Raw genomic sequence first — 9,982 nt, forward strand, 5'->3', positions numbered from 1 at the left:
TGCCGGGACGCCTGTGTCGCCATAGCCCCGATAAGCCTGTTCGTCCGGCGGCAATTCGGTGCCATCCGCCGTTTGGACGAGGGGCCTGGGCCTAAACTCAGGGCTTTCCCGCCCGAGTGCCCAGCCAGTGACCGCCACGACCCCATCCGACGACACGCCGATCGCCCCTCCGTTCACCAGCGAAGAGTTCCGCGCGACCCTGGGCCAGTTCACCACCGGCGTCACCATCGTCACGGCGCGCGACGCCGATGGCCGGCTGCTGGGCCTGACGGCCAACTCCTTCAACTCGGTCTCGCTGAACCCCCCGCTGGTGCTGTGGAGCCTGGCGCGCCACTCCAGTTCGATGCAGGGCCTGCGCTCGGCCACGCACTACGCCATCAACGTGCTGTCGGCCGACCAGCGCGGCCTGGCCGAGCGCTTTGCCAGCAAGTGTGCCGACCGCTTCGAGGGCGTGGCCTGGCAGCCCGGCCTGAGCGGCGCGCCGGTGATCGACGGCGCCATCGCGGTCTTCGAATGTGCCCACCATGCCCAGCACGAGGCGGGCGATCACCTCATCTTCGTGGGCCAGGTCACGCACTGCCGCCGCCGCATCGGCGCGGCGCCGCTGGTCTACCACGGCGGCCGTTTCGTCACCAACCTGGCGCTCTGAGCGGGGCGCGCGCAGCGCCCGAGGCTCAGCGCGCCTCGACCGCGGCCCAGTGGTCGAGCAGGTGCAGCAGGCGGGCCACGTCCAGCGGTTTGGTCAGGTAGTCGGCAAAGCCGCGCTGGCGGGCTTCCTTGATCTGGTCGGGCATGACGTCGGCCGAGAGCGCCACCCTCGGGATGCCGGTGGTGGCGGGGCTGAAGGCCAGCAGGTCGGAGACCTCCAGGCCGCTCATGTCGCCCAGGTGCATGTCCAGCAGCAGCAGGTCGGGCGGGCTGGAGAGCGCCATTTCCACGGCCTCGCGGCCGCTGCGGGCCACCTCGAGGTGCCATTGCGGCCGCATGCGCAGCACCTGGCGCACCAGCTCGACGTTCACGGCGTTGTCTTCGGCGTAAAGCAGGTTCAGGCTGGGGGCCAGGCCGCCCTCGTCGAGCTGGCCGAACAGCGAACGGCCACCGCGGCCCGGGCGGCTGTCGGGGCCGCCGTCCTGCAGCGGGGTTACGGGGTCGCACTGCGGCAGCCACACGCGGAAGACGCTGCCCACGCCCGGCTGGCTGGAGACCTCGATGCGTCCGTGCATCAGGTCGACCAGGCGCTTGACGATGACCAGGCCGATGCCCGTGCCCTCGACCGGCGTGCGTTCGGCGCCCAGCCGGTTGAAGGGTTCAAAGAGGTGTTGCGTCTGCTCCGGGCTCAGGCCCTGGCCGGTGTCGCTCACGGCCAGCGCCACCTGGCCGTTCACCGCCAGCGCCTCGATCATCACGCGCCCACCGGCCTTGTTGTACTTGATGGCGTTGGAGAGCAGGTTGACCAGGATCTGGCGCAGCCGGGTGTGGTCGGCCAGCACGTGCAGCGAGGTGTCGGGCTGGGTGAGCTGCAGGCTCAGCTGGCTGGCGGTGGCCTGGTTGCTGACCAGGGCCACGGCCTCGTCCAGCGCCTGGTGCACCGCCATGGGCCCGATGGCCATGGGCAGGCTGCCGGCCTCGATGCGGGACAGATCGAGCACGTCCGTCAGCATGGCCAGCAGGTGGGCGCCGGCCCGTTCGATGTGCGCCACCTTCTGGCGCTGGGCATCGACCAGGGGGTGGCGGGGGTCGACCCGCAGCAGCTGCGCAAAGCCCAGCATGGCGTTGAGCGGCGTGCGCAGCTCGTGGCTCATGCGCGAGAGGAACTCCGTCTTGGCCTCGCTGGCGCGTTCGGCCGCCTGGGCCGAGCTCATGGCGGCCTGCATGCGCAGGCGCTCGGAGATGTCCTCGATGACCTGGATGAACTGGTGCGGGCGGCCCTGGTCGTCGCGCAGCAGCACGGCGGTCAGCAGCACCCACACGGCCTGGCCATCGGGGCGCACATGGCGTTTTTCGATGCTGTAGCGGCCCTGGGCGCCACTGAGCGTGGCCTCGGTCTGGGCCTGGTCGGTGGCGAGGTCGTCCGGATGGGTGATGTCCGAGACGCTCAGGCCGATCAGGTCGCTGCGCTGGCGTCCGACGATCTCGGCATAGCGGTGGTTGACTTCGTCCAGCCTGCCCGCCACCGAGACGCGTGCGATGCCGACCCCGGCGGCCTCGAAAATCTGCCGGTAGGGGTCGTGCAGGGACGACAGCTCGTTCAGGGACGCATCAAGGGCGTCGCGTGCAGCACATGACATGGGAACTGCGGGATCACATCCGGGACACCACCCTCGGTGAACCGGGCTGCCATGCAGGCCTGGTCCCCCACCTCCACTGCTTTCGCCGCGGCGGTGGCGCTGCCCCGGCAAGGATGTCACTGTCTCACACTTGGCGTGGCTCGGCCAGTGCTTTTCCCTGAGGTCGGGTGGACGCCGTGCGCGGCGCGGGCAGCACCTCGGTGCGCTGGCGGCCGGCGGCCTTCGCGGCGTAGAGCGCATGGTCGGCGCGCTCCAGGGTGGCGTGCAGGGGCTCGCCCACGGGATGCTCGGTCAGCCCGGCAGAAAACCCGATGCGCAGCCCGGGCACCGTCTTCAGCGGCGCCTGCAGCGCCTCCCGGATGCGCGCCAGCGCCACCAGCCCGCCCTCGATGCCGGGCTCCGGCATGTCCAGCATCAGCAGGAATTCCTCGCCGCCCCAGCGGGCCAGGGTGTCGGTCTGGCGCAGCACCTGGCGGGCGCCGTCGGCGAAGGCACGCAGGGCCTGGTCGCCCACCTGGTGGCCGTGCTGGTCGTTGATCTGCTTGAAATGGTCCAGGTCGATCAGGGCCAGGCAGAAGCCCACGCCTTCGCGCTGCTGGCGCTGGATGCGCGCCTCGATGAGCTGCGTCATGTGCCGCCGGTTCCACAGGCCGGTGAGCTCGTCGCGGGTGGCCACTTCCTGCAGCATGGCCAGGGCGTGGCTGAGTTCCTGGTGCTGGGCCATCAGCCGCTCGCGCACCTGGGCCACGTAAAAGGCCACGGCCGACACCGCTGGCAGCGTACAGGCGGCCAGCACGAACTTGATCAGCTCCAGCCGCGGGTCGAAGTCCGCCGGGTTGAGCCAGACCATGGTCATCATGACCACGCCCAGGCCCGCCACCGTGGCCGTCCCCATGATCACCACCTGCCGTGCATTGAGCGTGAACATGCCGAAGACCAGCACCAGCGCGATCAGCATCAGCACCGAGCTGCGCACCGGCCCCGTGATGGCGTAGGCAAACAGGATGGCGGCAATGGCGTAGAGGCACTGGGGCAGGTCCATGCCCGGGTTGCCCAGGCGGCTGGACCAGTCGCTGCGCACCAGCAGGTAGAAGGCCGGCATGCCCACCCAGATGTAGGCCTGCAGCCAGCGGCCCTCCTGCACCTTCACCAGGCCAATGTCCATGGCGTAGGCCAGCAGGGCGGAGCTGACCAGGTAGCCATAGACGGCGATCATGGTCAGGCTCACGCGGCGGCGCACCTTGGGGTCTCGGCCCAGAACGAGGTCGCTCGCAGCGCGGATCAGGGGGTGCATCACCGTGGGCTCATCTCGGCATGCCCGAAGCCCGGGGCGCCGCATAGCGTGCCTTGATCGGCGTGGGGCGTTGACTGATGACGGTGCGGTGGCGGCCGGCGGCCTTGGCCTCGTACAGGGCGCGGTCGGCGCGCTCGATGCAGAGGTCCAGGGGCTCGTCCTCGTGGTAGCTGGTCAGCCCGGCCGAGAAGGTCGGCTGCAGCGTGGGCACCGTCGGGCTGAGCGTGGCCGAGGCGATGGCTTCGCGCACGCGCTGCAGGCCCACGTCGGCCAGCTCGGTCGTGGTGTCATTGAGCAGCAGCAGGAACTCTTCGCCGCCCCAGCGGGCCAGCACATCGGTGTCGCGCAGCACCGATTGCGCGGCCACGGCAAAGTGGCGCAGCACCTCGTCGCCCACGCCGTGGCCGTGGGTGTCGTTGATGCGCTTGAAATGGTCGATGTCGAGCAGCGCCAGGCAGAAGCGGTGGTGTCCCGAGCGCTGCAGGCGTTTCTGGTGCTGGTTGAGCACCTCCATCATGTGGCGGCGGTTGACCAGGCCGGTCAGCTCATCGCGGGTGGCCAGGATCTGGATGCGGGTCAGGGCCTGGGCCAGCTCGTCCTTCTGGCTCTGCAGCCGGGTGCGCAGGCTGCTGAGCTGGGCGGCCAGGGTCGAGATCGTGGGCACGATGGCCGCCGTCAGCACGAAGTGCGCGAATTCCAGCTTGGCCGGGTAGTTCACCGGGTCGCTGTCCATCTTGTAGAGGATGGTCAGGCCCATGAGCGCCACGGTGTAGGCCCCGGCGATGCGCGCGCCACGCGGGCGCATGTTGAAGATGCCGAACACCAGCACCAGGGCCAGCAGCATCATGGTCGAGCCATGCACCGGCCCGGTCACGGCGTAGGCCCCCACGATGATGGTGAGGGCCGAGAGGATCTGGGGCAGGGTCAGGGCCGGGTCGGCGAAGCGCAGGTTGAAACCTGAGCGAAGCATCACGTAAAAGGCCAGGCAGTTGAGCACGATCGCGCCAGACAGCCGCCACACATCGCCCGGGTCCATGAAACCCGACCAGGCCGCATAGGCCTGCAAGGCGATGCAGGCCAGGAACACGTTCGCCGCCATCAGCGAGCGCTTGAGGCGCAGGCGCTGCTTGGGGTCGGTGCCCAGAAGCAGATCCGATAGGCGTGACAGGGAAGTGCTTGACATGGCCTGTGGCAGGGGTGATGGTGTGCTTTCGGCCGATTTCCCGAGGGCTTGAGCCGACTGTCGTGACTTGCACCGCCAGGCGATGAACAAGGCCCAGGGACGGCCCCAGGACGCCCCGGCATTCAAATTTCTTGAAGTGAAGCGTGAAGCGTGCTCAACCTGTCAGCACGACGGCCCCGCGACACTGATCACCACACCGCAGCATGGATGTGTCCCCCTGCTGCCAACGGAGCCCCTCATGTCCCACCCTTCTTCTTCGTCCGAAGCGCGTTACAGCGGCATCGCCATCGCCCTGCACTGGGTGCTCGCCCTGGCCATCCTGGGCGCCTTCGCGGTGGGCGTCTACCTCGACGACCTGCCGTTTTCGCCCGCCAAGCTCAAGCTGATCAACTGGCACAAATGGGCCGGTGTCACCATCCTCTTCCTCTCGGTGGCCCGCCTGGCCTGGCGCCTCACGCACCGCCCGCCTGCCTTGCCGGCCCGCATCGAGCAAGGCATGCCCGGCTGGCAGCGTGCGGCCCACCACGGCACCCACCACCTGATGTACCTGCTGTTCTTCGCGGTGCCCCTGCTGGGCTGGGCCTACAGCTCGGCCAAGGGCTTCCCCATCGTCTGGTTCGGCGTGCTGCCCCTGCCCGACCTGCTGCCGGTCAACAAGGAGTTGGCCGACCAGATCAAGCCCCTGCACGCCCTGGCCGCCTGGGGCCTGATCGGGCTGGTGGCGCTGCACGTGGGCGCCGCACTCAAGCACCAGTTCATCGACCGCGACGGCCTGCTTGACCGCATGCGCCCCGGCCGCTGAGCACCGCTCCTTCCTCATCCTGCCTTCACAGGCCGCCAACTCATGTCATCTCACGCCATTGCTGGCTGAAAGACCCCCGTCATGCGCACTTCCATCGTCCGTTTCGCCACCGCCCTGAGCCTGTCCGCCGCCAGCTTCGCCCCCCTGGCCCATGCCCAGACCGCGCCGCAGGCCCTGGTGCCCGCCCAGAGCGAGGTCACGTTCGTGGCCAAGCAGTTGGGTGTGCCGCTCAATGGCCGCTTCAAGGCCTTCAGCGCCCAGAGCAAGTTCGATCCCAAATCGCCTCAGACCAGCTCGATCGCCTTCACGGTCGACCTGGGCAGCGCCGCCATCAACGCCGAAACCGATGCCGAACTGGCCAAGCCCGAGTGGTTTAACACGCCCAAGTTCCCCAAGGCCCAGTTCCAGTCGACGGCCATCAAGGCCCTTGGGGGCGGCAAGTTCGAGGTGGCCGGCAAGCTCAGCATCAAGGGCAGCGCCCGCGACCTGGTCGTGCCCGTGCAGGTCGCCCAGGCCGGCGGCCTGAGCACCGCCACCGGCAGCTTCGCCCTCAAGCGCCTCGATTTCAAGATCGGTGACGGCGACTGGTCCGACACCTCCATCGTCGCCAACGACGTCCAGGTCAAGTTCAAGCTGGTGCTGCAAGGCGTCCCAGCGATGTGAGCACTTGCTCGCATCTTGTTGATTCACCCCCACCTCGTCCCCCCAGGTGCACGATGCACCGTTCAACCCAGGAGTTCTCCATGAGCCGTTTCGCCCTTTCCTCCATCGTTGCTGCTGCCACCCTGGCTGCCACCGCTGCCGCCCAGGCTGCCCCGGCCACCTACGCCATCGACCCGACCCACACCTTCGTGACCTTCGAGGCCAAGCACTACGGCACCTCGACCAACCGCGGTCGCTTTGACAAGAAGTCCGGCACCATCACGCTGGACAAGGCCGCCAAGACCGGCAAGGTCGAGCTGACCATCGAGACCGGCTCCATCAACACCGGCACCGGCGCCTTCGACGGCCACCTCAAGAGCAAGGACTTCTTCAACTCGGAAGCCTTCCCCACCGCCACCTTCGTGAGCGACAAGTTCATCTTCGAAGGCGACAAGGTCACGGCCGTGGTCGGTAACTTCACCCTGCTGGGCAAGACCCAGACGGTGACCCTGAAGGCCACCAGCTACGGCTGCTACGAGAACGCCCGCATCCAGCGCGAAGTCTGCGGTGGCGACTTCGAGACCACCATCCAGCGCAGCGAGTACGGCATGGGTTACGGCCTGCCCTTCATCCCCAACGACATCAAGCTGCTGATCCAGGTCGAAGCCGTCAAGCAGTAAGCGGCTTCACAGCGGCCTCACATCAGCGCTGGGGCGGCTGCCTGCGCCCGCAGGTGGCGACCCAGTGTCTGACGCAACTCGTCCTGCCTGAAGGGCTTGGCGAGGTGGTCGTCCATGCCGGCGTCGATGCAGCGCTGGCGATCGCCACCCATGGCGTTGGCCGTCAGCGCGATCACCGGGATCGCCGGCAAGCCATGGGTGCGCTCCCACGTGCGCAGTTCCCGCGTGGCCTCGATGCCGTCGAGTTCGGGCATCTGGCAGTCCATCAGCACGACGTCGAAGGTGCGGCCAGGCTGGCACAGCTGGGCCAGGGCCAGGCGTCCGTTCTCCACCCGAGTGACCCTCATTCCCAGGTTGGCCAGCGAGGCTTCCGCCACCAGGGCGTTGACCGCGTTGTCTTCGGCCAGCAGCACGTGCGGCGGCGCGGCCGCGGGCAAGGTGGCTGGCAGGGTGTCGGCAAAGGCCGTGGCCAGGGTGTCGGGGTCGGTGCCCGCAGGGGCCTCGCGCTCCTGCAAGGGCAGGGGCAGGTCGACGCTGATGGCGGCGGTCAGGGGCAGGGGGGCGCGCAAGGTGAACACCGAGCCTCGCCCCACGATGCTGTCGCAGGCGATGTCACCGCCCATGGCGCGGGCGATCTCGCGGGTGATGGTCAAGCCCAGGCCGGTGCCCTTGTGGCGACGACCAAAGCTGCCGTCCACCTGGTGGAAGGCGTCGAACACGCGGGGCAGCTGGTCTGGCGGGATGCCGATGCCACTGTCGCGCACCTGAAAGAGCACCTCTTCGCCGGGCTGGCCGTCGAGGAGGGGGCGCTGCACGCTCACCGCCACCCAGCCCTCGTCGGTGAACTTGATGGCATTGCCCACCAGGTTGTGCAGCATCTGGCGCACCCGGGCCGGGTCGCCCATCACCCAGCATGGCGAGGGCAGGGCGATGTCGGTTTCCAGGGCCAGGCCCTTTTCGGCCGCGGTCACCCGCAGCAGGCCCAGTACATCGTGCACCACGCTGCCCAGCTCGAAGGGCGCGTGCTCCACCTGGAGGTGGCCGGCCTCGATCCTTGAAAAATCCAGCACGTCGTTGATCAGGGTGAGCAGGTGCTCGCCCGCGTGCTCGATGAGTTCGAGCTGCTGGTGCGACTCGTTCAGCAATCCGGCCTTGCGTGGCAGGCGCTGTTGCAGCAGCCGGGCCAGGCCCAGCATGCCGTGCAGGGGCGTGCGCATCTCGTGGCTCATGGTGGCCAGGAACTGGTCCTTCACCGCGCTGTGGCGCTGGGCCAGTTTCAGGGCCTGGGCACGCTCCTGGGCGATGCGGTCGGTGGTGAAGCGCAACCAGAGCAGTTCGGTGATGCGGCGCTCGGCCCGGCGGCTCTCGAACAGCATCATGCCCAGCAAGGCCAGCAGGCCGAAAAATCCGAACCAGCCATAGGTGTCCTGCCGCCAGGCCAGGGCCAGGGCGGGGGGCAGCAGCATGGGCAGGTTGATGGCCAGGTTGGGCGCCATGTGGGCCTGGGTCGTCAGCGTGCTGATGGCCGAGCCCCCCACGAGCACGGCCACGACCACCGCGGTGGTGACGAGGTCGTCGGCCGGGATCAGCCAACCGCCGGCCAGGCCCCAGGTCAGGCCGTGCAGCACGCAGACCAGGCACAGGCTGCGCAGCCAGGCGGCGCTGTCGCGTTGCGGATCGCGCTGGTAGGCGCGCATGTGGGCAATGCGAAAGGCCGAGGCGCCCAGGCACACCGCCACCCACTGCAGGGCCCGCTCCCACCCGGCCTGCTGGCCGATCAGCAGGGCCAGGGCCACGGCAAAGACACCGCTGACCAGGGCCACCGGCACCGTCGGGCCGAAGAGCATGCGCACCCGCTCCACCTGGATCAGGCGGTGCAGTTCGGGATCGTGGGGGGTGACCCGGGCCGGGTCGGGGGAGGGAAGCATGGCGCAGGTGACACAGGACAAAGCGTTTGTCCTTATCGGCCGGCCCGCCCGCAGGCTTGAGCGGGCAGGCCAAGGCGCTGCGATCGGGTGGGGCTCAGTGGGCGCTGGCTGCGCGGGGCTGCGCCCGCCGGCTTGCCGCGCCGATGCCCGCCAGGCCCAGGCCCATCAGGGCCCAGGTGGCAGGCTCGGGGATGGGCGCAGTCGTGTCCACGTAGGGAAGCTGGGCCGAGAAATAGGCGTTGGCATTGGCGGCGACTTCGATGTCGTAGCCGCCATCCAGTGCTTGGGTGCCCATGTTGACAAACTGCAGGGAGATGGGCGCGGATGCGTTGAATTCCAGCAGGGGCACTGCATCGCTGGTTCCAGCAATGTAAGGGTCGAACCGGCTCTGACTGGCTTGCACTGTCGACAGGTTCTCAGAGCTCCCATCGGAGGGGGTGCCGTAACTGGTCAAGACCAGAGAGATGTGCTGGTCACTCCAGAGCGGATCCAAGTTCCAGTTCGCGCCGTCGTAGCCACGGCTGGCAAGCCAGGCGTTCAGGCTGCTGCCATCGATGCGAGCCTGCACCGTGGCCGTGCCGGTGATTTCGATGGCTGTGTTGGCCGACAGGGTGAAGCGGGTCTGATCGAAGGTGCCGGGGTCGGTGCTTGTGGCCAGGGTGAGGCTTTGGGCCTCATTCGGAAAGGCATAGAGATTGCCAAACCCGTTGTCGCTGACATGGCTTGTCAGGTCTGAAAGTCGCAGGCTGGATGACACCGTCAGGCTGTCCGGCGAAGCGGTTGCTGTCGCCTGGCCGCTGCTGTACACGATGGTGGTGTTGGGCGTGAGGCCATTCTGGTAACTCGGGCTGTTGAGCACATAGGTGCCGTTTTCGCCGTCCCAGGTTTGGTCCCGGATGTTCAGGAAGGTGGAGCCCTGGAAGCTGATCGTTGGTGTCACGCCATCTGTCGTGTCCAGATCGACCAGGCGATACCCGATGTTGCTCAGCGTGGTGGTGACCGAAACCACCACCGGGTCGTTGGCCGCCCAGCTGTGGCCCGGTGCCACCCAGAGGGCGGACAGGGCGCAGCAGGCCAGGGCGCGCAGGGTGTGGCGTGGTGAAGGCGCAAGGTGGCGCATGGGGCTCTCCTGATCATGTTGTAAGGCTTTTGATTCTGGAGAGCC

Annotated in this window: 9 protein-coding genes; 4 read left to right on the forward strand and 5 right to left on the reverse strand. The window is 68.1% G+C overall.

Annotation, left to right across the window (positions count from 1 at the left end; genetic code table 11):
- The first annotated feature begins 127 nt into the window (after positions 1-127).
- Entirely contained in the window at positions 128-649 is a 522-nt protein-coding gene (locus tag QZ994_RS05475; protein WP_290869341.1) for a flavin reductase family protein, read from the forward strand.
- 25 nt (positions 650-674) lie between these two features.
- On the opposite strand, the gene QZ994_RS05480 is transcribed toward QZ994_RS05475, so the two are convergent.
- The 3 genes from QZ994_RS05480 to QZ994_RS05490 all read right to left on the reverse strand — a co-directional run bounded on the left by QZ994_RS05480 (position 675) and on the right by QZ994_RS05490 (position 4,765).
- Positions 675-2,288 carry an ATP-binding protein gene (locus QZ994_RS05480; protein WP_290869343.1) on the reverse strand — a complete coding sequence of 538 codons (1,614 nt, stop codon included), beginning with the start codon at positions 2,286-2,288 and terminating at the stop codon, positions 675-677.
- 124 nt (positions 2,289-2,412) lie between these two features.
- A complete protein-coding gene (locus QZ994_RS05485; RefSeq protein ID WP_290869346.1) occupies positions 2,413-3,582 on the reverse strand; it encodes a diguanylate cyclase in 1,170 nt (389 codons plus the stop codon).
- Positions 3,583-3,592: 10 nt separating this feature from the next.
- Positions 3,593-4,765 carry a GGDEF domain-containing protein gene (locus QZ994_RS05490; protein ID WP_290869349.1) on the reverse strand — a complete coding sequence of 391 codons (1,173 nt, stop codon included), beginning with the start codon at positions 4,763-4,765 and terminating at the stop codon, positions 3,593-3,595.
- Positions 4,766-5,003: 238 nt separating this feature from the next.
- Between QZ994_RS05490 and QZ994_RS05495 the strand changes: the two genes are divergently transcribed.
- The 3 genes from QZ994_RS05495 to QZ994_RS05505 all read left to right on the forward strand — a co-directional run bounded on the left by QZ994_RS05495 (position 5,004) and on the right by QZ994_RS05505 (position 6,889).
- Positions 5,004-5,567, forward strand: coding sequence for a cytochrome b (locus tag QZ994_RS05495; protein WP_290869352.1), 564 nt, complete (start codon positions 5,004-5,006; stop codon positions 5,565-5,567).
- 81 nt (positions 5,568-5,648) lie between these two features.
- The gene (locus QZ994_RS05500) at positions 5,649-6,230 is read left to right on the forward strand and encodes a YceI family protein (protein ID WP_290869355.1); all 582 of its coding nucleotides are present in this window, start codon (positions 5,649-5,651) and stop codon (positions 6,228-6,230) included.
- An 80-nt stretch (positions 6,231-6,310) separates the two neighbouring features.
- Entirely contained in the window at positions 6,311-6,889 is a 579-nt protein-coding gene (locus tag QZ994_RS05505; RefSeq protein ID WP_290869358.1) for a YceI family protein, read from the forward strand.
- A gap of 17 nt (positions 6,890-6,906) precedes the next feature.
- Here the strand turns inward: QZ994_RS05505 and QZ994_RS05510 are convergent, their stop codons facing one another.
- Both QZ994_RS05510 and QZ994_RS05515 read right to left on the reverse strand, forming a co-directional pair.
- On the reverse strand, positions 6,907-8,817 hold the full coding sequence (locus QZ994_RS05510; protein WP_290869360.1) for an ATP-binding protein: 1,911 nt from the start codon (positions 8,815-8,817) through the stop codon (positions 6,907-6,909).
- A 94-nt stretch (positions 8,818-8,911) separates the two neighbouring features.
- Positions 8,912-9,937 (reverse strand): PEP-CTERM sorting domain-containing protein, encoded by a 1,026-nt coding sequence (locus tag QZ994_RS05515; protein WP_290869362.1) that lies wholly within the window; start codon positions 9,935-9,937, stop codon positions 8,912-8,914.
- Between the last annotated feature and the right edge of the window lie 45 nt (positions 9,938-9,982).

Origin of the sequence: Aquabacterium sp., assembly GCF_021768455.1 — a bacterium.
Classification (GTDB): domain Bacteria; phylum Pseudomonadota; class Gammaproteobacteria; order Burkholderiales; family Burkholderiaceae_C; genus Aquabacterium.

What these genes read in the sequence shown, in the direction of transcription:
- QZ994_RS05485 (WP_290869346.1), bottom strand. Translation starts at nt 3,582, where the DNA reads ATGCACCCCCTGATCCGCGCTGCGAGCGACCTCGTTCTGGGCCGAGAC.
- QZ994_RS05510 (WP_290869360.1), bottom strand. Translation starts at nt 8,817, where the DNA reads ATGCTTCCCTCCCCCGACCCGGCCCGGGTCACCCCCCACGATCCCGAA.
- QZ994_RS05500 (WP_290869355.1), top strand. Translation starts at nt 5,649, where the DNA reads ATGCGCACTTCCATCGTCCGTTTCGCCACCGCCCTGAGCCTGTCCGCC.
- QZ994_RS05505 (WP_290869358.1), top strand. Translation starts at nt 6,311, where the DNA reads ATGAGCCGTTTCGCCCTTTCCTCCATCGTTGCTGCTGCCACCCTGGCT.
- QZ994_RS05480 (WP_290869343.1), bottom strand. Translation starts at nt 2,288, where the DNA reads ATGTCATGTGCTGCACGCGACGCCCTTGATGCGTCCCTGAACGAGCTG.
- QZ994_RS05495 (WP_290869352.1), top strand. Translation starts at nt 5,004, where the DNA reads ATGTCCCACCCTTCTTCTTCGTCCGAAGCGCGTTACAGCGGCATCGCC.
- QZ994_RS05515 (WP_290869362.1), bottom strand. Translation starts at nt 9,937, where the DNA reads ATGCGCCACCTTGCGCCTTCACCACGCCACACCCTGCGCGCCCTGGCC.
- QZ994_RS05490 (WP_290869349.1), bottom strand. Translation starts at nt 4,765, where the DNA reads ATGTCAAGCACTTCCCTGTCACGCCTATCGGATCTGCTTCTGGGCACC.